General features: G+C 72.6%; 24 protein-coding genes. 20 read left to right on the forward strand and 4 right to left on the reverse strand.

Annotated features, from left to right (window positions below):
• Positions 1-35: 35 nt before the first annotated feature.
• A complete protein-coding gene (locus ABEB17_RS16705) occupies positions 36-368 on the reverse strand; it encodes a DUF6703 family protein (RefSeq protein ID WP_345717857.1) in 333 nt (110 codons plus the stop codon).
• 46 nt (positions 369-414) lie between these two features.
• Between ABEB17_RS16705 and ABEB17_RS16710 the strand changes: the two genes are divergently transcribed.
• Both ABEB17_RS16710 and ABEB17_RS16715 read left to right on the forward strand, forming a co-directional pair.
• Positions 415-786 (forward strand): antibiotic biosynthesis monooxygenase family protein, encoded by a 372-nt coding sequence (locus ABEB17_RS16710; RefSeq protein WP_345717858.1) that lies wholly within the window; start codon positions 415-417, stop codon positions 784-786.
• A 68-nt stretch (positions 787-854) separates the two neighbouring features.
• Entirely contained in the window at positions 855-2,252 is a 1,398-nt protein-coding gene (locus ABEB17_RS16715; RefSeq protein WP_345717859.1) for a glycine--tRNA ligase, read from the forward strand.
• Positions 2,253-2,275: 23 nt separating this feature from the next.
• Here the strand turns inward: ABEB17_RS16715 and ABEB17_RS16720 are convergent, their stop codons facing one another.
• Positions 2,276-3,223 (reverse strand): LysR family transcriptional regulator, encoded by a 948-nt coding sequence (locus ABEB17_RS16720; RefSeq protein ID WP_345717860.1) that lies wholly within the window; start codon positions 3,221-3,223, stop codon positions 2,276-2,278.
• Between the two features lie 49 nt (positions 3,224-3,272).
• On the opposite strand from ABEB17_RS16720, the gene ABEB17_RS16725 reads away from it, so the two are divergent.
• The 10 genes from ABEB17_RS16725 (at position 3,273) to whiG (ending at position 12,976) form a co-directional block, all read left to right on the forward strand.
• Positions 3,273-4,184 (forward strand): DMT family transporter, encoded by a 912-nt coding sequence (locus ABEB17_RS16725; protein WP_345717861.1) that lies wholly within the window; start codon positions 3,273-3,275, stop codon positions 4,182-4,184.
• 85 nt (positions 4,185-4,269) lie between these two features.
• Positions 4,270-5,247 carry an ABC transporter ATP-binding protein gene (locus ABEB17_RS16730; protein ID WP_345717862.1) on the forward strand — a complete coding sequence of 326 codons (978 nt, stop codon included), beginning with the start codon at positions 4,270-4,272 and terminating at the stop codon, positions 5,245-5,247.
• Positions 5,244-6,029 carry an ABC transporter permease gene (locus ABEB17_RS16735; RefSeq protein WP_345717863.1) on the forward strand — a complete coding sequence of 262 codons (786 nt, stop codon included), beginning with the start codon at positions 5,244-5,246 and terminating at the stop codon, positions 6,027-6,029. Before ABEB17_RS16730 ends, ABEB17_RS16735 begins: the two co-directional genes overlap by 4 nt.
• A gap of 44 nt (positions 6,030-6,073) precedes the next feature.
• Complete coding sequence (locus ABEB17_RS16740) at positions 6,074-7,261, forward strand: sensor histidine kinase (protein WP_345717864.1); 1,188 nt, start codon at positions 6,074-6,076, stop codon at positions 7,259-7,261.
• On the forward strand, positions 7,258-7,878 hold the full coding sequence (locus ABEB17_RS16745; RefSeq protein ID WP_345717865.1) for a response regulator transcription factor: 621 nt from the start codon (positions 7,258-7,260) through the stop codon (positions 7,876-7,878). The genes ABEB17_RS16740 and ABEB17_RS16745 overlap by 4 nt, the downstream gene beginning before the upstream one ends.
• Positions 7,879-8,014: 136 nt before the next feature.
• Positions 8,015-8,371 carry a YraN family protein gene (locus ABEB17_RS16750; protein ID WP_345717866.1) on the forward strand — a complete coding sequence of 119 codons (357 nt, stop codon included), beginning with the start codon at positions 8,015-8,017 and terminating at the stop codon, positions 8,369-8,371.
• Complete coding sequence (locus ABEB17_RS16755; RefSeq protein ID WP_345717867.1) at positions 8,372-9,940, forward strand: YifB family Mg chelatase-like AAA ATPase; 1,569 nt, start codon at positions 8,372-8,374, stop codon at positions 9,938-9,940.
• Complete coding sequence (gene dprA, locus ABEB17_RS16760) at positions 9,937-11,070, forward strand: DNA-processing protein DprA (protein ID WP_345717868.1); 1,134 nt, start codon at positions 9,937-9,939, stop codon at positions 11,068-11,070. The genes ABEB17_RS16755 and dprA overlap by 4 nt, the downstream gene beginning before the upstream one ends.
• A gap of 9 nt (positions 11,071-11,079) precedes the next feature.
• Positions 11,080-11,991, forward strand: a complete 912-nt coding sequence (locus ABEB17_RS16765) for a tyrosine recombinase XerC (protein WP_345717869.1) — start codon at positions 11,080-11,082, stop codon at positions 11,989-11,991.
• Entirely contained in the window at positions 11,984-12,976 is a 993-nt protein-coding gene (gene whiG / locus ABEB17_RS16770; RefSeq protein ID WP_345717870.1) for an RNA polymerase sigma factor WhiG, read from the forward strand. The genes ABEB17_RS16765 and whiG overlap by 8 nt, the downstream gene beginning before the upstream one ends.
• On the opposite strand, the gene ABEB17_RS16775 is transcribed toward whiG, so the two are convergent.
• Positions 12,963-13,478: a M23 family metallopeptidase gene (locus tag ABEB17_RS16775; protein WP_345717871.1), complete on the reverse strand. Its 516-nt coding sequence runs from the start codon at positions 13,476-13,478 to the stop codon at positions 12,963-12,965. The genes whiG and ABEB17_RS16775 overlap by 14 nt on opposite strands.
• A gap of 143 nt (positions 13,479-13,621) precedes the next feature.
• Here ABEB17_RS16775 and ABEB17_RS16780 point away from each other — a divergent pair, with 143 nt between their 5' ends.
• Together ABEB17_RS16780 and ABEB17_RS16785 are read left to right on the forward strand one after the other, a co-directional pair.
• Positions 13,622-14,248 carry a TMEM175 family protein gene (locus tag ABEB17_RS16780; protein WP_345717872.1) on the forward strand — a complete coding sequence of 209 codons (627 nt, stop codon included), beginning with the start codon at positions 13,622-13,624 and terminating at the stop codon, positions 14,246-14,248.
• 5 nt (positions 14,249-14,253) lie between these two features.
• On the forward strand, positions 14,254-14,982 hold the full coding sequence (locus tag ABEB17_RS16785) for an SDR family NAD(P)-dependent oxidoreductase (protein ID WP_345717873.1): 729 nt from the start codon (positions 14,254-14,256) through the stop codon (positions 14,980-14,982).
• Here the strand turns inward: ABEB17_RS16785 and ABEB17_RS16790 are convergent, their stop codons facing one another.
• Entirely contained in the window at positions 14,983-16,170 is a 1,188-nt protein-coding gene (locus tag ABEB17_RS16790; protein WP_345717874.1) for a pyridoxal phosphate-dependent aminotransferase, read from the reverse strand.
• Between the two features lie 17 nt (positions 16,171-16,187).
• Between ABEB17_RS16790 and ABEB17_RS16795 the strand changes: the two genes are divergently transcribed.
• From ABEB17_RS16795 to ABEB17_RS16820, 6 genes are all read left to right on the forward strand, one after another.
• Positions 16,188-17,537, forward strand: a complete 1,350-nt coding sequence (locus ABEB17_RS16795; RefSeq protein WP_345717875.1) for an MFS transporter — start codon at positions 16,188-16,190, stop codon at positions 17,535-17,537.
• Positions 17,538-17,743: 206 nt separating this feature from the next.
• Positions 17,744-18,760, forward strand: coding sequence for a 30S ribosomal protein S2 (gene rpsB / locus ABEB17_RS16800; RefSeq protein ID WP_345717876.1), 1,017 nt, complete (start codon positions 17,744-17,746; stop codon positions 18,758-18,760).
• A gap of 38 nt (positions 18,761-18,798) precedes the next feature.
• Positions 18,799-19,626 (forward strand): translation elongation factor Ts, encoded by an 828-nt coding sequence (gene tsf, locus ABEB17_RS16805; protein ID WP_345717877.1) that lies wholly within the window; start codon positions 18,799-18,801, stop codon positions 19,624-19,626.
• Between the two features lie 164 nt (positions 19,627-19,790).
• On the forward strand, positions 19,791-20,549 hold the full coding sequence (gene pyrH / locus ABEB17_RS16810) for a UMP kinase (protein WP_345717878.1): 759 nt from the start codon (positions 19,791-19,793) through the stop codon (positions 20,547-20,549).
• 64 nt (positions 20,550-20,613) lie between these two features.
• Positions 20,614-21,171: a ribosome recycling factor gene (frr, locus tag ABEB17_RS16815; RefSeq protein WP_345717879.1), complete on the forward strand. Its 558-nt coding sequence runs from the start codon at positions 20,614-20,616 to the stop codon at positions 21,169-21,171.
• A 44-nt stretch (positions 21,172-21,215) separates the two neighbouring features.
• Positions 21,216-22,094: a phosphatidate cytidylyltransferase gene (locus tag ABEB17_RS16820; RefSeq protein ID WP_345717880.1), complete on the forward strand. Its 879-nt coding sequence runs from the start codon at positions 21,216-21,218 to the stop codon at positions 22,092-22,094.
• The last annotated feature ends 24 nt before the right edge of the window (positions 22,095-22,118 follow it).

Below are 22,118 nucleotides of genomic sequence, written 5' to 3' on the forward strand. Positions count from 1 at the left end.
TCACCAACTATGAGAACGGTTGTCAATCTTTGGAGTCAGCTCCTCGGGAAGAACTGCACCGCGGACAGCGCCACCGCGAGCAGCAGCACAGCCAGACGACCGAGCCGCTCGGACGTGGTCAGCCGCGGCCAGCTCAGGTAGAGCAGCCACGCCACGAACAGCGCCACCACGCCCGTGCAGATCCCGCCGACCACACCACCGCGGAAGAGCCCGACCAGCAGCAGGCCGAGTAGCACCAGGAACGGGACCGGACGCGGCAGCCGCGAGATCCGGGACAGCACCGGGTGGCTGGCTCGCGCCACGGCGAGCCGCAACGAGGACGGCGCGGGGGACGGTGCGGGGCTGGGGGCTGGTGTCGATGAGGGCACGTGACATCCTCCCAGGAGCCAGCATCCGTCGTCCGGGGAGGTAGTCGTGCCGCTCGTGGTGGTCACCCGATACCGAGTCCCGCCCGGCGACGAGCCGACGTTCCGCGGCCGGGCCCGCGAGGCGCTGGATGCGTTGCGCGCCCAGCCGGGCTGTCGGCGTGGCCACGTCGGCCGCTCCATCGACGACCCGCAGCGGTGGTTGCTGCAGACGGAGTGGGACACGACCGGTGCCTACCGCCGTGCGCTGTCGTCGTACGACGTCAAGCTCCGTGCCGTGCCGGTGATGTACCACGCCATCGACGAGCCGACCGCGTACGAGTCGCTCGTGGAGGCCGACGAGAACGGGCTCAGCGAGCACGCGAGCGACCGTGATCCGAGCGCCGGAACCGCTTCGCCCGGGCGGCACGGCGACCGGTAGCCTGGCTGACCACCGCGCGTCGCCCGCCTCGACGCGCGTCACCCGAGCTCTGATGGAGTGATCCGCCCGTGGCCGCCAAGCCCGAGTCCCGCATCGATGCCGTCGTCAGCCTCGCCAAGCGGCGCGGCCTGGTGTACCCGTGCGGTGAGATCTACGGCGGTACCAAGTCGGCGTGGGACTACGGTCCGCTGGGCGTCGAGCTGAAGGAGAACATCAAGCGCCAGTGGTGGCGCTCGATGGTGACCAGCCGGGACGACGTCGTCGGCCTGGACTCCTCGGTCATCCTGCCCACCCAGACCTGGGTGGCCAGCGGGCACGTCGAGACGTTCACCGACCCGCTGACCGAGTGCCAGTCCTGCCACCGCCGTTTCCGCGCGGACCACCTTCAGGAGGCCGTGGCCGACAAGAAGGGCCTGGACAACCCGGACGACGTCGACCTCGCCGACGTGGCCTGCCCGAACTGCGGCACCCGGGGGGCGTGGACGCCGCCGCGCGCCTTCAACGGCCTGTTGAAGACCTACCTCGGCGCCGTGGACGACGAGTCCGGGCTGCACTACCTGCGGCCCGAGACCGCGCAGGGCATCTTCCTGAACTTCCTCAACGTGATGACCTCGGCGCGCAAGAAGCCTCCGTTCGGCATCGCGCAGACGGGCAAGAGCTTCCGCAACGAGATCACGCCGGGCAACTTCATCTTCCGCACCCGCGAGTTCGAGCAGATGGAGATGGAGTTCTTCGTCGAGCCCGGCACCGACGCCGAGTGGCACCAGACCTGGATCGACACCCGCACCCAGTGGTACGTCGACCTGGGTATCGACCCGGAGAACCTGCGCCACTACGAGCACCCGACCGAGAAGCTCTCGCACTACTCGACCCGCACGGTCGACATCGAGTACCGCTTCCACTTCCAGGGCTCGGAGTGGGGCGAGCTCGAGGGCATCGCCAACCGCACCGACTTCGACCTCACCACGCACAGCAAGCACTCCGGCGTCGACCTGTCGTACTTCGACCAGGGCAAGAACGAGCGCTGGACGCCCTACGTGATCGAGCCGGCAGCGGGCATCGGCCGCTCGATGATGGCCTTCCTGCTGGACGCCTACTCCGAGGACGAGGCACCCAACGCCAAGGGTGGCGTCGACAAGCGCGTCGTGCTCCGGCTGGACCCCAGGCTGTCCCCGGTGAAGGCCGCGGTGCTGCCGTTGTCCCGGCACGCCGACCTCTCGCCGAAGGCCCGCGACCTGGCAACGGCGTTGCGGCGCAACTGGAACATCGAGTTCGACGACGCGGGGGCCATCGGTCGCCGCTACCGCCGTCAGGACGAGATCGGCACGCCGTTCTGCCTCACGGTGGACTTCGACACGCTCGACGACCAGGCAGTGACGGTGCGCGAGCGGGACTCGATGGGGCAGGAGCGGATTGCGCTCGACCAGGTCGAGGGCTACCTCGCCGCGCGCCTCGTCGGCTGCTGACGCCTCCCGCGAGCGCGAGTGGGCTAGCTGCGGCAGGCGCCCGCCGTCCAGTCGTCGGCGGCCGCGCGCAGGCGCTCGAGGACGAGCGCGATGGCCGGGTCGTCCTGCGAACCGGCCCGGACGGCGGCGTAGAAGTGCCGTGACGCCGGTGACCCGAGCACGGGGACGACGGCCAGCCCCTCGACCGGCAGCGGCTGCGCGAGTCGCGGCACCAGCGCCACGCCGGCGCCGGCCGCGACCAGCGCGCCCAGGGCGACCCAGTCCCCGACGTGGTGCCGGACGTCGGCGGTGAAGCCCGCGTTCGTGCAGACGGCGTCGGTCAGCTGCGCGCAGGACCCACCCGGGTAGCCCGCGACCCACCGCTCGCCGGCCAGGTCGATCAGCCGGACGCCGGCGGGGTCGGCGAGCGGGTGGCCGGCGGGGAGCACCGCGTCGAGCGGGTCGACCAGCAGGTCGATCCGGTAGTAGCGGGAGTCGGTCGACGGCGGGCTCGGCCGGTGGTGGACGGTCACGGCGACGTCGACGTCACCGAGGTCGAGCATCGTGAACAGCTCGGGCGGCTCCGACTCGCCGACGGTCAGCGAGAGCCCAGGATGGCTGTCGCACAAGGACTTCAGCGCTGGGGCCACGATCGCGCTGATGCCCGTCGACAGCGACGCGATGCTCACCTGGCCGGCCTGCCCCGCGTCCCAGGTGGCGAGGTCGGCGCGGGCGGCCTGCAGCTGCTGCTCGATCACCGCGGCGTGCTCCAGCAGCAGCCGGGCGCGGCTGGTCAGCCGGACGCCGCGACCGCGCTTCTCGAGCAACTGGACGCCCGTCTCGCGGGCCAGCCCGGCGATCTGCTGGGAGACGGCGGACGGGGTCAGGTGCAGGGCGGCGGCCGCCGCCGAGACGGTGCCCCGCTGCTCCAGCATGCGCAGGACGCGGAGACGTCGCAGGTCGATCGTGAAGTCCCGGCTCAACGTTGACATGAACGAATTGTAGATGGACTGAACGGTGGCGGGGCCCGAGAATGGGGCCATGAGTCGTCGTGCGGTGCTCCTGTTCGCTGGTCTGTCGATCGCCTGGGGCATCCCGTACCTGCTGATCAAGATCGCGGTCGAGGAGCTCAGCCCCCTCACGCTCGTCTTCGCCCGGACGGCGCTCGCCGCCGTCCTGCTGCTACCCGTCGCCATCGCCCGGGGCTGGGTGCGGCCGGTGCTGGCCCGCTGGCCCAAGCTGCTCGTGTTCACGGCGGTCGAGATCACCGTGCCCTGGCTGCTGCTGTCCCGCGCCGAGCAGCACCTGTCCAGCTCGCTGACCGCGCTGCTGGTTGCCGCCGTGCCGCTGGTCGGGGTCGGGGTCGCCATGGTCACCGGTCGGCGCGAGCAGCTGGGCCGGCTGGGCGGGCTCGGCCTGCTCGTGGGCATCGCCGGCGTCGGGCTGCTGGTGGGGGTGGACGTGAGCGGTAGCCAGTGGTCCGCGGTGGCCGAGATGGGTGTCGTCGTCGTGGGGTACGCGTTCGGCGCCGCACTCCTGGCGCGCTGGTTCTCCGACGTCCCCGGCCCCGGCGTGGTCGCCCTCTCGCTGACCGCCGCCGCGCTGGGCTACCTGCCGTTCGCCGTTCCCGGCCTGCCCTCCACGATGCCGTCGGGCCGGGTCGTCCTGGCCGTCGTCCTGCTGGCCCTGGTGTCCACGGCCGCGGCGTTCCTGCTGCTGGTGGCCCTGGTCGGCGAGATCGGTCCGGTGCGCGCCACGACCATCACCTACGTCAACCCGGCAGTGGCGGTCGTGGCCGGTGCCCTCGTGCTCGGCGAGCAGGTCACGGTATGGACGCTCGGCGGGTTCGCCCTGGTGATCGCCGGGTCGGTGCTGGTGAACCGTCGCCAGCCCGCGCAGGAGGTCCTCGACGAGAGCGCACCCTGCCCCGCACCCGTCACCGCAGCCACCTGAGCCGCGGGGATCGTGACACCCGTCATGGGTGGATCGTGACGAGCGCTCCGGGGTTGCCGGCGTCCTGACCGACACCGTGGACGGCATGAGCGAGAACGCCACCACCGACGTCGAAGCAACCGCCTTCGAAGCCACCGCCCCCTCGTCACCGAGCGGGGCGCCGGCCCTGCGGCTGCGCGACCTGCGCAAGCACTACGGCGACGTCCGAGCCGTCGACGGCATCGACCTGACCGTCGAGCGCGGCGAGATCGTCGCCTTCCTCGGGCCCAACGGTGCCGGCAAGACCACGACGATCGACATGCTGCTGGGACTGGCCCGCCCCACCAGCGGCACCGTGCACGTCCTGGGTCGCGACCCGGAGGAGGCCGTCGCCCGCGGTGAGATCGCCGCGGTCATGCAGTCCGGCGGCCTGCTCAAGGACGTGACGGTCCGCGAGACCGTGCAGATGCTCGCGGCCCTGTTCCGCTCCGCGCGACCGGTCGACGAGGTGCTCGACCGCGCCGGGATCGCGGACATCGGCGACCGGATGGTCGGCAAGTGCAGCGGCGGCCAGCAGCAGCGGCTGCGTTTCGCGCTGGCCCTGCTGCCGGACCCCAAGCTGCTGCTGCTGGACGAGCCGACCACCGGGATGGACGTCGAGGGTCGGCGGGACTTCTGGGCGGCGATCCGCACGGACGCCGCCCAGGGCCGGACGGTGCTGTTCGCCACCCACTACCTGGACGAGGCAGACGCCTACGCGGACCGGATCGTCCTGGTCAGCAAGGGGCGCCTCGTCGCCGACGGCAGCGCGGCCGAGATCAAGAACCTGGCATCGGGTCGGGTGGTCACCGCGACCCTGCCCACGACCTCCGAGGTGGAGCTCGCGCGGTTCCCGGGGGTCGAGCGCGCTGAGCGACGGGGGAGCCGGGTCTTCCTGCGCGGCAAGGACTCCGACGCCATCGCCCGGCACCTGCTGACCGCGACCGACGCCCGCGACCTCGAGATCACCTCGACCGGTCTCGAGGACGCCTTCATCGCCCTCACCGGCGACCACACGAGCACCGAGAACGGGAGCGAGCGATGAGCACGGTCAGCGCCACCAGCACCCTGGCGGACGAGCGGACGCCGCGGGTCGGCTACAGCCTGACGTTCCTGCGGCTCGAGCTGCGCCGGCTGGTCCGCAACCGCCGGACCGTCATCTTCACCCTGCTGATGCCTGCAGTGTTCTTCCTGGCCTTCGGCACCAGCAAGAGCTACCGCACCGAGTCGGCCGGCACCGGCAACGTCACCGCCTACGTGATGGTCAGCATGGCGGTCTACGGCGCCATGATCGCGACCACCAGCGGGGGCGCCAGCGTGTCCATCGAGCGGGCCGTCGGCTGGAGCCGGCAACTGCGGCTCACCCCGCTGCGCCCGATCGCCTACATCGCGATGAAGATGACCTGCGCCATGCTGCTCGGCCTGGCCGCCGTCGTGGTCGTCTTCGCGGTCGGCTGGCTGGAGCACGCGCAGATGCCGGCCAGCGCCTGGGTCGAGTGCGGGCTCATCGCCTGGGTCGGATCGCTCGTCTTCGCGGCCTTCGGCCTGTTCATGGGGTACCTGCTGCCCAGCGAGAACGTCATGCAGATCCTCGGACCCGGGCTGGCGCTGCTGGCCTTCGCCGGCGGGCTCTTCATCCCGCTGGACGACGGCTCGACCTTCGCCACCTTCTCGGCGTTCACCCCGATGAACGGCCTGGCCAAGCTGTGCCGGGCGCCGCTGACCGGGGACTGGCAGCTGAGCGCCCTGGTCAACGTCGTGGTCTGGGGCGTGATCTTCGCGGCCGGCGCCGCGTGGCGCTTCCGCCGGGACACGGCCCGGGTGTGAACCAGCTGCTGTCGCCGCGCTCACGGACCTCTACGGTGAGGTCCGTGAGCAGCGGCACGTCCGGGACCGGCGTCCGACCCCCCTGCCCCGACGAGCCGGCCGGCATGGACCCGAACCTGTTCGGCGGGGTCGGGCGGCTGCGCCCCGCGCTGTTCGCGGGGGTCTGGCTGGTCTACCTGATCCCGGCGCTGCTGGACGCCTGGCGCTCGGACGGGCCGTGGCGGTGGGTCGGTGTGCTGTCCCTGCTCTGCTTCGGCGCGTTGTTCGTGAACGGCGCCCTGCTGACCAGGGCGACCCGGCGCCGGGAGCCGCACGCCCGCGGGTGGATGTGGGCGAGCCTCTTCGCGATGGCGGGGCTGCTGGTGCTCGCCGCCCCCGCGGCAGGCTCCGACATCGGCGGCGGCACGATCTACATCGCCGTGCTGGCGGTCATGGCGCTCGGCGGTCGCGAGGCCCTCGCCGTGGTGGCCGTCGTGGCGATCGGGTCCGAGGTGGTGCCGCGCCTGGTGCCCGGCTGGACGGCCGACGACTTCTTCGCGTTCCAGGTCATCGTGGCGAGCCTCGCCTCATGGGGGATCACCCAGGTGATCGCCCGCAACGCCGACCTGCTGCGGGCCCGCGAGGAGATCGGGCGGCTGGCGGTGGCCGACGAGCGCGCCCGGATGGCGCGGGACCTGCACGACATCCTCGGACACTCGCTGACGGTGATCACGGTGAAGGCCGAGCTGGCCGGGCGGATCGCCGAGCAGGAGGGTGCGGAGCTGGCGCGCGCCGAGATCGGCGACGTCGAGCGGCTGGCCCGCGAGGCGCTGGCCGACGTGCGAGCCACCATCGGCGGCGTGCGCGGCGTCACCCTGGCCGGCGAGCTCGCCGGGGCGCGCACGGCGCTCGAGGCCGCCGGCATCACCGCCCAGCTGCCCTCGTCCGTCGACGACGTGCCGCCCGCCTGGCGCGAGCTGTTCGCCTGGACGCTGCGCGAGGGCGTCACGAACGTGGTGCGGCACAGCCAGGCCGAGCGCTGCGTCGTCCGGCTGACCCCACGGGCGATCGAGGTGCTGGACGACGGGTGTGGACCGGTTCCCGACGAGCACGCCGGGGGGCACGGCCTCGCCGGGCTGCGCGAGCGGGCCGGGCAGCAGGGCGCCACGATGTCGGTCGGATCCGGTGCGGCCGCCAACCCGATCGCCAACGGCCACGCCGGCTTCGTCCTGCGGGTGGAGGTGCCGGCGTGAGCGAGCCGATCCGGTTGCTGCTCGCGGACGACCAGGCCCTCGTCCGTGGGGCGCTCGCGGCGCTGCTCCGGCTCGAACCCGACCTGGACGTCGTCGCGGAGGTCAGCTCCGGCGAGGAGGTCGTCGAGGCCGCCCGCCGGACCCGCCCGGACGTCGCGCTGCTGGACGTCGAGATGGGTGACGTGGACGGCATCACGGCGACCGCGAGCCTGCGCGCCGCGATGCCCGGTTGCCGGGTGCTGATGGTGACCACCTTCGGCCGCCCGGGCTACCTGCGCCGGGCCATGGAGGCCGGGGCCAGCGGGTTCGTGGTCAAGGACACGCCGGCCCGCCAGCTCGCGGACGCGGTGCGCCGGGTGCACGCCGGGCTGCGCGTGGTGGATCCCTCGCTGGCCGCCGAGACGCTGGCCGTGGGGGACACCCCGCTGACCCGGCGCGAGGGTGAGGTCCTGCAGGCGGCCCGCGACGGCGGCACGGTCGCGGACATCGCGGCGGTCGTGCACCTGAGCGAGGGGACGGTCCGCAACCACCTGTCCGCCGCGATCGGCAAGACCGGCGCACGGACCCGGGCGGAGGCCGTCCGGATCGCCGACGACCACGGCTGGCTGCTGAGCTGAGTCGGTCGACCTCTGTCCACAGGTGTGCCGTGCGCGCTTGTCCTGTGGACGGCGGTTCGTCCCACCGTCCACAACCTGACGGCCGCGTCTGTCGGCGGCGGGCCGGCCCCGCGAGGTTGGTCGCGGAGGTGGTTCCGTGGCCGCGAAGGACACGTTGGGCAGGTACGGCGAGGACGTCGCCGCGCGTCACCTGGTCGAGCTGGGGTACCAGGTGCTGTGCCGCAACTGGAGGTGCGAGCTGGGCGAGATCGACATCGTCGCCCGGGACGGCGACTGGCTGGTGGTCTGCGAGGTGAAGACCCGCCGCTCGACGGTGTGCGGGAAGCCGGTCGAGGCGGTGACGGCGCGCAAGGTGGCGCGGCTGCGGCGGCTCGCTGCTCGCTGGCTGTCCGAGTCCGGGCTGCACCCGCCGCACGTGCGGATCGACGTCGTGAGCGTGCTGCGGCCGCCGACCGGTCGCGCCCTGGTCGAGCACCTGAGGGCGGTGGCCTGAGTGGCGCTGGGGCGGACGCGCTGCGTGACGTTGTCCGGGATCGACGGTCACGTGGTCGACGTCGAGGCGGACGTCGCCAGCGGGCTGCCGGCGTTCACGGTGACCGGCCTCCCGGACGCCTCGCTGGGTGAGGCAAGGGACCGGGTACGGGCCGCCTGCCACAACAGCGAGGTGGCCCTGCCGCCACGACGGATCACGGTCAACCTGTCGCCGGCGTCCTTGCGGAAGGCGGGGACGTCCTTCGACGTGGCCATCGCGGTCGCGGTACTCGCCGCCGGTGACGTGATCCCGCACCGCGCCCCCGAGGGCGTGGTGCACCTGGGGGAGCTGGGCCTGGACGGGAGAGTCCGGGCGGTGCGGGGCGTGCTGCCGATGGTGTTGGCGGCGGCCCGGGCCGGGGTGCGCCGGGTGGTGGTGCCGATGGCGAACGTTGCGGAGGCCTCGCTGGTGACCGACGTCGAGGTGTTCGGCGCTCGCACGCTGGCCGGTCTGGTGGCCGCGTACCGGGGCGAGCCGGCGCTGGATCTCGACGTCCCGGAGGACGACCGCTCCGACGACCACGACGACCCCGTCAGGTCGGGGACCGTCGCCGACGTGGAGACGGCGCCGCTGGACCTCGCGGACGTGGTGGGGCAGGTCGAGGCCCGGCACGCGCTCGAGGTCGCAGCGGCCGGCCGCCACCACCTCTTCCTGCTCGGGCCGCCCGGTGCGGGTAAGACGATGCTGGCCGCGCGGCTGCCCGGACTGCTGCCCGACCTGGACGACGCCAGTGCGCTGGAGGTCACCGCGGTGCACTCCCTGGCGGGTGCACTGCCCGCCGGCCGCGGGCTCGTCGTCCGGCCGCCGTTCGTGGACCCGCACCACACGTCGTCGCCGGCCGCCGTGGTGGGCGGCGGGTCCGGGGTGCCGCGCCCGGGTGCGGCGTCCCGGGCGCACCGCGGCGTGCTCTTCCTGGACGAGGCCCCCGAGTTCGACGTGCGGGTGCTGGACGCCCTGCGCCAACCGCTGGAGAACGGCGAGCTGGTCATCCACCGCGCGGCCGGGCACGCCCGGTACCCGGCGCGGTTCCAGCTCGTCATGGCGGCCAACCCGTGCCCGTGCGGCAACGCGTCGGGCAAGGGCATCGACTGCACGTGCACGCCGATCGCCCGGCGGCGCTACCTGCACCGGCTGTCCGGCCCGCTGCTGGACCGGGTGGACCTGCAGGTCCAGGTGCTGCCGGTGACGCGAGCGGTGCTGGCGGGCGCTGAGGCGCCGGAGCCGACCGAGCGGGTGGCCGGCCGGGTGCGCGAGGCCCGGGCCGCTCAGGCGACGCGCTGGGCCGGCACCTCGTGGCGGGTCAACGCGGAGGTGCCCGGCCACGAGCTGCGCCGCGGCGGCTGGCGGCTGCCCCCGGCGACCACGCGCACGATCGACGCCGCCATCGAGCGCGGCACGCTCACGGTCCGCGGCTACGACCGGGTGCTGCGGACCGCGTGGACGCTGGCCGACCTCGGCGGTCGAGACCGACCGGCGAGGGACGACGTCGAGCAGGCTGCCGCGCTGCGCCAGCACCAGGCCGCGGCGTGAGGGCGGCGGAGCGGCTGACCTTCGACCCGGACGACGAGCGGCTCGCCCGCGCGGCCTGGAGCCGCCTGGCCGAGCCCGGCGACCTACGGGTGCACGCGCTGCTGACCCAGGTCGGGCCAGGCGAGGCCCTGCGGGCCCTGGTGAGCCGCGACGTGGAGTGGATGGAGCGGTTCCGGCCCAGGCTGGCCGAGCTGGAGCCGGCCCGCGACCTGCGCACCCTCGCGTCGGTGGGCGGCCGGCTGATCCTGCCGAGTGACCCCGAGTGGCCCACCGGCCTCGACGAGCTGACCGCGCCGCCGCCGTGCCTGTGGGTCCGTGGACCGCTGGCCCTGGACTCGCTGGCGGCCCGCTCGGTCGCGATCGTGGGGGCGCGCGCCAGCACGGCGTACGGCGAGCACGTGGCCGGCGACCTGGCCAGCGGTGCGGCCGGTCGTGGGTTCGTGGTCGTCAGTGGCCTGGCCTACGGGATCGACGGCGTGGCCCACCGCGGTGCGCTCACGGCCGGCGACAGCGTCGCCGTCGTCGCCGGCGGGGTGGACCGGGCCTACCCGCGCGGACACGAGGGCCTGATGGCGGTGCTGGTCCGCGAGGGCGCCGTCGTCAGCGAGGTGCCGCCTGGCTCGGCCCCCACCAGGTCCCGGTTCCTTCAGCGCAACCGGTTGATCGCCGCGATGACCCGGGGCACCGTCGTGGTCGAGGCGGCCATGCGCAGCGGCGCGCTCAGCACGGCCCGCTGCGCGGCCGCACTCGGCCGTCCCGTCGGTGCCGTGCCCGGACCCATCACGTCGGTCTCCTCGGCGGGCTGCCACGAGCTCGTCCGCGAGGGGCGTGCGGTCCTGGTCACCGACGCTGCCGAGCTGGCCGACCTGGTCGGATCGCTGGGTGCGGACGCGGCGACCCCGGCTCCTGGTGCGTCCTCGCCCTACGACGAGCTGGACGAGGTGGCGCTGCGGGTGGCCGACGCCCTGCCGGTCCGCAGCGGTCGTCCGCTGGACCGGCTGTGCGTGGCCTCCGGCCTCGACCCAGCCACCGTCCAGTCGGCCCTGGGGCGGTTGGCCCTGCTCGGGCTCGCGGAGCGACACGCACACGGATGGCGCAGGGTTCGATCCGCCGCGCCCTCCCGTGCGTAGCGTGGAGGCATGCTGGCCGAGCTGGACGACACCCTCGCGGAGTTCGTCCGTCACCTGTCGGCCGAACGCAACCGGTCGCCGCACACCCAGCGGGCCTACGAGGCCGACGTCCGGGCGTTGTTCGAGTTCATGGTCGACCGGGGCTGCACGAGCACCGCCGACCTGACCCTGCCGGTGCTGCGCTCGTGGCTCGCCGAGCAGACCACGTCCGGCCTGTCCCGGTCGACCATCGCCCGCCGCGCCGCAGCGGCCCGCACCTTCTGCGCCTGGGCGACCCGCGCGGGTCGCCTGCCGCGGAACCCGGCCTTGCGCCTCGCCGCGCCCCGCCGGGACCGGACGCTGCCCGGCGTCCTGGCCCAGCAGCAGGCCAGTGACCTGCTCGACGTCGCCGGCCTGGCCGCGGACGACGGCGATCCCATCCACCTGCGTGACCGGCTCGCCCTGGAGCTGCTGTACTCCAGCGGCGTGCGCGTGGGCGAGCTGGTGGGCCTGGACGTGGACGACGTGGACCTCGAACGGCGGGTGCTGCGGGTCACCGGGAAGGGAAACAAGCAGCGCGTGGTTCCGTTTGGAGTGCCCGCTGCGGAGGCCGTGCGAAGCTGGTTGTCGCTCGGACGTCCGCTGCTGGTCACGCACGACAGCGGCCCGGCGCTGCTGCTCGGACGACGCGGACGACGCGCCGACCAGCGACAGGTCCGGGCGGCGGTGCACTCGCTGCTCGAGCACGTCCCCGGGGCCGACGACGTCGGCCCGCACGGGCTGCGGCACTCGGCGGCGACGCACCTGCTGGAAGGCGGAGCTGACCTGAGAGCCGTTCAAGAACTGCTCGGCCACGCTACGCTCGCCACGACCCAGATCTACACCCACGTATCCGTCGAGAGGCTGAAGGCGACATATGAGCAGGCGCACCCGCGTGCCTGAGGCGGAGGTTGCGGTCAGTCCGCAGACCGACGCAGCAGGCGAGCAGGAGGCAGCTGACGCGGCCACCACGGACCCGGGTGCGGAGTCGGGTGCGGCTGCCGTCGAGCCCGCCGCCGAGGCGACCGATGATGCCGAGGCGACCGATGGTGCCGAGGCAACGGACGAGGTCCAGAAGCCGGACGAGCCGGAGGACGACCCCGAGGACGTCGTCGCGGCCAATGCGGCGGCGATCGCGGAGCTGTGGCGGCAGTACAAGGCCGATGGCGACCCGGCGGTCCGCGAGAAGCTGATCCTGCACTACTCGCCGCTCGTCAAGTACGTGGCCGGCCGCGTCGGTGTCGGCCTGCCGCCGAACATCGAGCAGGCTGACCTCGTCTCGTACGGGATCTTCGGCCTGATCGACGCGCTGGAGAAGTTCGACCTCGAGCGGGCCATCAAGTTCGAGACCTACGCCATCTCGCGGGTCCGCGGCGCCATCATCGACGAGCTGCGGGCGATCGACTGGATCCCGCGCTCGGTCCGGCACAAGGCCCGTGAGGTCGAGCGCGCGTACGCCGACCTCGAGGGTGAGCTGCACCGCACGCCCACCGAGGCTGAGGTGGCGGGCCGCATGGGCATCAAGGTCGGCGACCTGCACCACATCTTCAGCCAGGTCTCGTACGTCAACGTGGTCGCTCTGGACGAGCTGCTCAGCGTCGGCGGCGAGAAGGGTGACTCGCTCACCCTGGGCGACACGCTCGAGGACAAGGGCGCCGAGGACCCCGTCCTGGCGTTCGAGGGCGAGGAGACCAAGTACCTGCTGGCCCGCGCGATCAACCAGCTCCCCGAGCGCGAGAAGATCGTCGTCACCCTCTACTACTACGAGGGCCTCACCCTGGCCGAGATCGGCCAGGTGCTCGGGGTCACCGAGTCCCGGATCTGCCAGATGCACACCAAGGCGGTCCTGCAGCTGCGCGGAAAGATCATCGAGGTCACCGCAGGCTGATCGGCAGCAGCACCAGCGGTCCGCCGCCCACCAGGGTCAGCGGGTCGAGGTAGGTCTCGCCGCGCCGCAGACCCCAGTGCAGGCAGGTGCGCGGGACGCAGTGCCCGACCTGGGCGCCGACGACGCCGATCGGCGTCCCGACCCGTACCGGCGTGCCCACCAGCGACCGGCGGTCCACCGGCTCGTAGGACGTCCGCAGGCCACCCGGATGGCTGACCACGACGACTCCGCGACCGGCCACGAGCCCGGCGAAGGCGACGCGCCCGGCGCCGGCCGCCAGCACCGGCTGGCCGACGCGCCCGGTCAGGTCGACACCGCGGTGCCCGGCGCTCCACGGCGTGGGGGGAGCGCGGAACGGCCGGGCCACCGCGGGCCGAGGTGCGAGCGGCCAGCCCCAGGAGGACACCCGCACCGCAGGCGGGGGAGCGCCGGCGGTGAGAGGTGCACCCGATACCGACCCGGTGATCGCCGCCGCAGCGGCCAGGAGCATTGCTCGAACCATGGCTCCACCTCACCGCGACGCGCTCACCGGGACGAGAGGGCCGGGGCGATCTGTGCATGGTGGGACGACGGCCGATCCTGTGGACGACGCGGCTGTACGCCGGGTCACCCACCGGTGGACGAAGCCTGGCTAGCCTTCGGAACGTGACCACCGAGCATGAGACTGTCCGCGAGCGCGACCTGGACCGGCTGCTGACCTTCGTCGACGCCGTCGTCGCGATCGCGATCACGCTGCTCGTGCTGCCCCTCGTCGAGCTGACCAGCGACGTCACCGAGGACGACTCAGTCCGCGAGCTGCTCCACACGCACTCGGACCAGCTCTGGTCGTTCGTGCTGAGCTTCGTGGTGATCGCCCAGCTCTGGTCCTCCCAGCACCACGCCGTGCGCCGCATGCTGCGTGCCGATCCGCTGGTGTCGCGCCTTCTCGTGGTCTGGATGTTCACGATCGTCTTCCTGCCGTTCCCCACCGCACTGGTCGCCACGGCCGGGCAGCAGGCCACGACCAAGGTCCTCTACGTCGGGACCATCACGGTGAGCACGCTGTGCCTCGCCCTCGTGGCGGTCGTGCTCGGCCGGCGTCCGGACGTGACGGACGGGGTCGCTGACCACGACCCGCGGCCCGCCACCATCAGCGCCGCGCTGCTCCTGCTGGCCCTGGGCCTCATGCTCGCGTTCCCGGCGGCCGGCTACTACCCGATGTTCCTGCTCGCGCTCTTCCCGCTGTTCGGCCGCGCCGTGCGCATCGCCCGGCGGGCCGGGGCCCAGCGGTGAGTGGCGTGAGCGCACCGCTGACCGTGGTGACGGGCGGCAGTCGCGGCATCGGTGCCGCGATCTGCGAGCGCCTCGCCAGCGACGGGCACGACGTCGTGGTCGGGTACCGGATCGACGGGGCTGCCGCCGAGGAGGTCGCGACCGCAGTGCGGGGGCTGGGCCGCCAGGCCGTCGCGGTGCAGGTCGACACGACGAGCGAGGCCGACGTCGACCGGCTGTTCGATGCCGCGGCCGCGCTCGGCACCGTCACCGGACTGGTCAACAACGCCGGCGTCAGCGGCCCGAACGGACCACTCGTGGACGCCGACGCCGAGGGCATGCGCCGGGCCATCGAGGTCAACGTGCTCGGCTACCTGCTCTGCGCCCGACGGGCCATCCGCGACCTGACGCCGATCGGCTCCGGCGCCATCGTGAACATCTCGTCGGCGGCGGCCACCCTCGGCAGCCCGGGGCAGTACGTCCACTACGCCGCAACCAAGGCCGCGGTGGACGCGATGACCGTGGGCCTGGCCAAGGAGGTGGCGGCCACGGGCATCCGGGTCAACTGCGTGGCGCCCGGGATCATCTGGACCGAGTTCCACGCGGACCCGCAGCGGCCGGCCCGGCTCGCGCCGACGATCCCGCTGGGCCGGTCCGGCCAACCGGACGAGGTGGCCGGCGCGGTGGCGTGGCTCCTCTCGGACGACGCCTCGTTCACCACCGGGGCGGTCCTTCGGGTCGCCGGCGGGATGTAGCTACCGGCGCAGCTTCGCCAGCCGCAGCGCGGCCTCCTGCAGCACCTCGGGCCGCTTGCAGAACGCGAACCGCACCAGTGAGCGACCGGCGTCCGGGTCGTCGTGGAACACCCCGACGGGCACCCCGACTACGCCGGCCAGCTCTGGCAGGTCGCGGCACAGGGCCAGCCCGTCGTCGTACCCGAGGTCGCGCCCGTCCACGACGACGAAGTACGTCCCGGCCGGCGCCATCGGGGTGAACCCCGCGTCCGCCAGTCCGGCGCAGAGCAGGTCCCGGCCGGCCTGCAACGTCGTGGCCAGCCCGGCGTACACCTCGTCCGGCAGCCCCAGCCCGTGCGCCACGGCCGGCTGGAACGGCCCGGACGCGACGAAGGTCAGGAACTGCTTGACCGCGCGGACGGCGTCCACCAGCTCGCGCGGGCCGTGCACCCAGCCGACCTTCCAGCCGGTCACCGAGAACGTCTTGCCCGCCGACGAGATGGTCAGCGTGCGCTCGGCCATCCCGGGCAGCGTGGCGATCGGGAGGTGCTGGCCGCCGGTCGGGCCGTCCGAGAACAGCAGGTGCTCGTAGACCTCGTCGCTGACCACGAGCGCGCCGTGCTCGCGGGCCAGCGAGGCCACCAGCTCGAGCTCGGCGCGGGTGAAGACCTTGCCGGTCGGGTTGTGCGGGGTGTTCATCAGCACCGCCCGGGTGCGCCCGCTGAAGGCGGCACGCAGCTCCGCCTCGTCCACCGCGAAGTCCGGCGCGCGCAGCACGACGGTCCGGCGGACCCCACCCGCCAGCGCCACCGACGCGGCGTAGGAGTCGTAGTAGGGCTCGAACACGACGACCTCGTCGCCGGGCTCGACGAGGGCGAGCAGGCTCGCCGCGATCGCCTCGGTTGCCCCCGCGGTGACCAGCACCTCGGTGTCCGGGTCGACGCTCAGCCCGTAGAACCGCTGCTGGTGCCCGGCGACCGCCTCGCGCAGCTCGGGGACGCCGGGGCCCGGCGGGTACTGGTTGCGACCGCCGCGGATCGCGTCGACCGCCGCCTCGAGCACGGACGTCGGCCCGTCGGTGTCCGGGAAGCCCTGGCCCAGGTTGATGGCGCCGGTCCGCTGAGCGAGCGCGGTCATCTCGGCGAAGATCGTGGTGCCGAAGCCACGCATCCGCTCGACGAGAAATGGAGTACGCGGCTGCAGGTCCATGCCGCGACACTACGACGGTGAGCACCGAGACCAGCCCGGGGACGGGTCCTGAGACCCCCGCTGGTTGGCGAGCCAGGTTCGGGCCGTTGTCGGAGCCCGTCTTCCGCCGCTACTGGCTGGGCCAGGCGGTCAGCCACTTCGGCGACCGCATCGCCCCGATCGCGCTCGCGTTCGCGGTGCTGGAGATCTCCGGCTCGGCCACGGATCTCGGTCTGGTGGTCGCCGCGGGCACGGTGCCCCTGGCGGTGCTGCTGCTGGTCGGCGGGGTGTGGGCGGACCGGCTCGACCGGCGCTGGGTGATGCTCACCGCGGACGGGGTGCGCGCCGTCGTCCAGGGGCTGCTCGCGGTCCTGCTGATCACCGGGAACGCGCAGATCTGGCAGATGGCCGTGCTGGCGGCCCTCTCCGGGGCCGCGCAGGCGTTCTTCGAGCCGGCCGCCACCGGCATGGTGCCGCAGGTCGTCTCACCCGGCCGCCTCGGCCAGGGCAACGCACTCGTCGGGCTCAGCCACAACGCGGCCATGATCGTGGCCCCGCTGGTGGCCGGCGCGCTGGTGGCCGCCGCCAGCCCCGGCGCCGCCATCGCCGTGGACGCCGCCACGTTCGTCGTCAGCGCCGCGTTCCTGTGGCGGTTGCGCCCACGTCCGAGCGAGCCGTCCGAGCGCTCGACGTTCGTCGGCGAGCTGGTCGGCGGGTTCCGCGAGGTGACCTCACGGTCCTGGCTCGGCGCCATGATCATCGGCTTCACGGTCTACCACGCGGTCGTGCTACCGGCCCTGCTCGTGCTGGGTCCGGTGGTCGCCGACCGCCGGTACGACGGCGCGACGACCTGGGCGGTCATCACCTCGGCCTTCGGGGTGGGCGCCGTGCTCGGCGCGCTCGCCGCTCTCAAGGCCCGGCCGCGTCGTCCGATCGTCTGGTGCGCGGTCCTGCTGGTCGGTGGCTCGGTGCAGCCGCTGATCGTCGGCACCTGGCTGCCGCTGGCCGCGATGGCCGGGCTCATCGCGATCTCCGGAGCCAGCATCAGCGTGCTCTTCGTCATCTGGGACACCACGCTGGCCCGGGAGATCCCGCCGCAGGCACTGAGCCGGGTCAGCTCGTTCGACTTCTTCGGCTCGGTGGTCGGGATGCCGCTGGGCTTCGCCGTCATCGGGCCGATCTCGAGCTGGCTGGGGCTGACCACGACCATGGTGGTCGCATCCGGCCTCGGGGTCGCGTGGGCGCTGGTCACCGCTGCGCTGCCGTCCGTCCGCGGCTTGCGCGAGGACCCCACCAGCCAGACGACGCGCACCGGAGAGCCGGTGCCGGAGTACCACGCACCGCACCCGCCGACCGACCCGTCACCAGCACCTCCCACTCTGGCGTAGACTGGCCTCACGACCGATCTCGATCGGTCGAATTCGCGCGTCCGCAGACCGGCACCGTGACGAGGGCACTCCTCGCCGCACCGCCGGGGCGCACACCCGGTCCGGGCAGGCCCAGCACAACTCAGCCCGGTTCAGTGCGTCGCGGTCGCCAGGCGTGGCGGTCGACCGGCCGACCACGGACAACCGAGCGACAAAGGACACCAAGCATGGCCGTCGTCACCATGCGCCAGCTCCTCGAGAGCGGCGTGCACTTCGGGCACCAGACCCGACGCTGGAACCCCAAGATGAAGCGCTTCATCTTCACCGAGCGCAACGGCATCTACATCATCGACCTGCAGCAGTCGCTGACGTACATCGACAACGCGTTCGAGTTCGTCAAGGAGACGGTCGCCCACGGCGGCTCGATCCTCTTCGTCGGCACCAAGAAGCAGGCGCAGGAGCCCGTGGCCGAGCAGGCCACCCGGGTCGGCATGCCCTACGTCAACCAGCGTTGGCTCGGCGGCATGCTCACCAACTTCCAGACCGTGCACAAGCGTCTGCAGCGCCTTAAGGAGCTCGAGGTCATCGACTTCGACGACGTCGCGGGCAGCGGCATGACCAAGAAGGAGCTGCTCGTCCTGCGTCGCGAGAAGGACAAGCTCGAGCGCACCCTCGGCGGTATCCGCGACATGGCCAAGGTGCCGAGCGCGGTGTGGATCGTCGACACCAAGAAGGAGCACCTGGCGGTCGACGAGGCGAAGAAGCTCGGCATCCCGATCGTCGCGATCCTGGACACCAACTGCGACCCCGACGAGGTCGACTACAAGATCCCGGGCAACGACGACGCGATCCGCTCCGTCACGCTGCTCACCCGGGTCGTCGCGGACGCCGTGGCCGAGGGCCTGATGGCCCGCTCGCGCGGTGGCGACGCCGCTGCGGCCGAGTCCGGCCAGGTCGCCGGCGACGAGCCGCTGGCCGAGTGGGAACGCGAGCTCCTCGCCGGTCAGCCGCAGTCCGGTGAGCCCGAGGGCGCGCACGCCGCCGCCGGTGACGCCGAGGCCGTCGTGGCCGAGCAGGCCGCCGGCCAGGACGCCGAGGCCGCCGCCGAGGCGACCGAGGCGCCCGCCGCTGAGGCCGCTGCTGCTGAGGCTGCCCCGGAGGCTGCCCCGGAGGCTGCTGCTGAGGCTGCCCCCGAGGCTGCTGCTGAGGCCGCCCCCGAGGCGACCGACGCCGACCAGGCCTGAGCGACCACCCACGCACTTCGAGAGGAAGAACCACCCGCATGGCGAACTACACGTTGGACGACATCAAGGCGCTCCGCGAGCAGACCGGCGCCGGGATGATGGACGTCAAGAAGGCCCTGGACGAGTCTGACGGCGACCGCGAGAAGGCCGTCGAGTACCTGCGCGTCAAGGGTCAGAAGGGCGTCGCCAAGCGCGAGAGCCGCAACGCCAGCAACGGTCTGGTCGCGATCCACGTCGACGGTGGCGTGGGCACCCTGGTCGAGGTCAACTGCGAGACCGACTTCGTGGCCAAGGGCGACAAGTTCCAGGCGGTAGCGCAGCGCGTGCTCGACCAGGCCGTGGCCATCGGTGCCGCGGACGCCGAGACGTTGCTCGACTCGGAGCTGGACGGCAAGAAGGTCCGCGAGATCCTCGACGAGGCCAACGCGGCCATCGGCGAGAAGATCGAGGTCCGTCGCGTCGCCCGCGTCGAGGGTGCGGCCGTCGCGTCGTACCTGCACAAGACCAGCCCGGACCTGCCCCCGCAGGTCGGCGTGCTGTTCGCGGTGGACGGCGAGACGCCGGTCGCCCGCGACGTGGCGATGCACATCGCCGCGTTCCCGGAGACGGCGTTCGTCACCCGCGAGGAGGTCCCGGCCGAGACGGTTGAGACCGAGCGGCGCATCGCGCACGACACGGCGGTCGAGGAGGGCAAGCCCGAGGGCGCCCTGCCCAAGATCGTCGAGGGCCGGGTGAACGGCTTCTTCAAGGAGAAGGTGCTCATCGAGCAGCCCTTCGCGAAGGACAGCAAGAAGACCGTCGGCGCCGTGCTGACCGAGGCCGGCGTCAAGCCGCTCGCGTTCGCCCGGTTCCGGGTCGGCGCCTGAGCACCAGCTGAGCACAGCAGTTCCCGCAGGCCCCGCCCACCTCACGGTGGGCGGGGCCTGCGGCGTTCGTCACCCGTTCTGCGTTAGCCCGACGACCCTCCGGTAGGGCAGACTGCCCTGGACGCCTGACGAACACCCTGGGGGAACACCGCGTGGAGAGCACCGTGAGCCAGACCGCCCCTGACCTGGAGATCCGCCAGGACAGGCAGGACCTCGTCTACGAGCGAGTCCTGCTCAAGCTCTCCGGTGAGGCGTTCGGCGGGGGTGCCGTCGGCCTGGACCCGGACGTGGTGCGCGCCATGGCGCGCGAGGTCGCGGCGGCCGTCGCTACCGGCGTCCAGGTCGCCATGGTCATCGGCGGCGGCAACTTCTTCCGCGGCTCCGAGCTCCAGCAGCGCGGCATGGACCGCTCTCGCGCCGACTACATGGGCATGCTCGGCATCGTGATGAACTGCCTGGCGCTGCAGGACTTCCTCGAGAAGGAGGGTGTCGAAACCCGCGTGCAGACCGCCATCACGATGGGCCAGGTCGCCGAGCCGTACATCCCGAGGCGCGCGATCCGGCACATGGAGAAGGGCCGTGTGGTCATCTTCGGCGCCGGCGCCGGGCTGCCGTTCTTCTCCACCGACACCGTCGCGGCCCAGCGGGCGCTGGAGACCAAGTGCGACGTCGTCCTGATGGGCAAGAACGGCGTGGACGGCGTCTACACGGCCGACCCGCGCAAGGACCCCACCGCGACGAAGCTCGACACGATCACCTACGCCGAGGCGCTGCAGCGGGGGCTGCGGGTGGCCGACGCCACGGCGTTCGCGCTGTGCATGGAGAATGCGATGCCGATGGTGGTGTTCGGCATGGAGGGGGCGGGCAACGTGGCACGCGCGATCCAGGGTGAGAAGATCGGCACGCGGGTCGTCGCCGGCTGACCGGACCGACCTGCTGCTCCACCCCGCACGACCCGTCCGACAGCGCCACAGCCAAGGAGTTCGAGTGATCGACGAGACGCTCTTCGACGCGGAAGAGAAGATGACCAAGGCCGTCGAGGTCGCCAAGGAGGACTTCGCGGCGATCCGCACCGGGCGCGCCAACCCGGCGATGTTCACCAAGCTCACCGTCGACTACTACGGCAGCCCCACGCCGCTCATGCAGCTCGCCTCCTTCCAGACGCCGGAGGCTCGCACCATCCTCATCACGCCCTACGACAAGAGTGCGATGAGCGAGATCGAGAAGACGCTGCGCGACAGCGACCTCGGTGCGAACCCGGCCAACGACGGCACCGTCATCCGGGTGGTCCTGCCGCAGCTCACCGAGGAGCGGCGCAAGGAGTACGTCAAGCTCGCCCGCACCAAGGCCGAGGACGCGAAGATCTCCATCCGCAACATCCGCCGCAAGGCGAAGGAGTCCCTCGACCACCTCATCAAGGACGGCGAGGTCGGCGAGGACGAGGGGAACCGGGCCGAGAAGGAGCTCGAGGGAACCACCAAGAAGTACGTCGACACCGTCGACGACCTGCTCAAGCACAAGGAGTCCGAGCTGCTGGCGGTGTGACCCAGCCCCCGCTGGATCGAATCCGTCCTGCTCGAGTGCCCATCGTGACCGACAGCCCCAGCAGCGCGCCACAGCCCGCCGCGCCGACCTCCAGGGTCGCGGCTCGGGCTGCCCGTCAGCACGGCCGCGCCGGGCGCAACCTGCCCGCCGCCGTCGGCGTGGGCGTGGGCCTGGGTGCGGTGGTCGTCGCGAGCCTGTTCATCCGGCGCGAGGCGTTCCTGGCCGTCGTCGCCGTCGCGGTCTGCCTCGCGCTCTGGGAGCTGACCAACGCGCTGGCCGAGCGGCACGTCAAGGTACCGCTGGTCCCGGTGGCCGTCGGGGCCGTAGCCATGCTTGTCGCCGCCTACACGGCGGGCGGGCAGGCCCTAGCGGTCTGCTTCGTGCTCACCGCGGTCGCGGTGGTCATCTGGCGGACGTCGGAAGGCCCGGACGGCGCGCTGCGGGACGTCGCGGGCGGGATCTTCGCCGCCGCGTACCTGCCGCTGCTGGCCGGCTTCGTGGTCCTGATGCTCGCCGAGGAAGACGGCCCCTGGCGGGTCTTCACGTTCATCGTGGTGACGATCTCCAGCGACATCGGCGGCTACGCGCTCGGCGTCGTGGCCGGCAAGCACCCGATGGCGCCGTCGGTGAGCCCCAAGAAGTCCTGGGAGGGCTTTGCCGGATCGGCGATCGCGTGCGTCGTGGCCGGCACCCTCACCGTCCCGCTGCTGCTCGACGGGCCGTGGTGGGCAGGACCGATCGTCGGGCTCGCGGCCGTCCTGACCGCCACGCTGGGTGACCTGTCCGAGTCGATGATCAAGCGCGACCTGGGCATCAAGGACATGGGGTCGGTGCTGCCCGGACACGGCGGCGTGATGGACCGGCTGGACTCCCTGGTGATCGCCGCACCCGTGGTCTGGCTCCTGCTGCACCTGTTCGTCTGAACCACCTGAGAGACTGGGGCGGAT

The organism is Angustibacter luteus (genome assembly GCF_039541115.1).
Taxonomy (GTDB): Bacteria; Actinomycetota; Actinomycetes; order Actinomycetales; family Angustibacteraceae; genus Angustibacter; species Angustibacter luteus.

What these genes read in the sequence shown, in the direction of transcription:
- rpsB (WP_345717876.1), top strand. Translation starts at nt 17,744, where the DNA reads ATGGCCGTCGTCACCATGCGCCAGCTCCTCGAGAGCGGCGTGCACTTC.
- ABEB17_RS16730 (WP_345717862.1), top strand. Translation starts at nt 4,270, where the DNA reads ATGAGCGAGAACGCCACCACCGACGTCGAAGCAACCGCCTTCGAAGCC.
- tsf (WP_345717877.1), top strand. Translation starts at nt 18,799, where the DNA reads ATGGCGAACTACACGTTGGACGACATCAAGGCGCTCCGCGAGCAGACC.
- ABEB17_RS16765 (WP_345717869.1), top strand. Translation starts at nt 11,080, where the DNA reads ATGCTGGCCGAGCTGGACGACACCCTCGCGGAGTTCGTCCGTCACCTG.
- ABEB17_RS16725 (WP_345717861.1), top strand. Translation starts at nt 3,273, where the DNA reads ATGAGTCGTCGTGCGGTGCTCCTGTTCGCTGGTCTGTCGATCGCCTGG.
- ABEB17_RS16720 (WP_345717860.1), bottom strand. Translation starts at nt 3,223, where the DNA reads ATGTCAACGTTGAGCCGGGACTTCACGATCGACCTGCGACGTCTCCGC.
- ABEB17_RS16735 (WP_345717863.1), top strand. Translation starts at nt 5,244, where the DNA reads ATGAGCACGGTCAGCGCCACCAGCACCCTGGCGGACGAGCGGACGCCG.
- ABEB17_RS16790 (WP_345717874.1), bottom strand. Translation starts at nt 16,170, where the DNA reads ATGGACCTGCAGCCGCGTACTCCATTTCTCGTCGAGCGGATGCGTGGC.
- ABEB17_RS16775 (WP_345717871.1), bottom strand. Translation starts at nt 13,478, where the DNA reads ATGGTTCGAGCAATGCTCCTGGCCGCTGCGGCGGCGATCACCGGGTCG.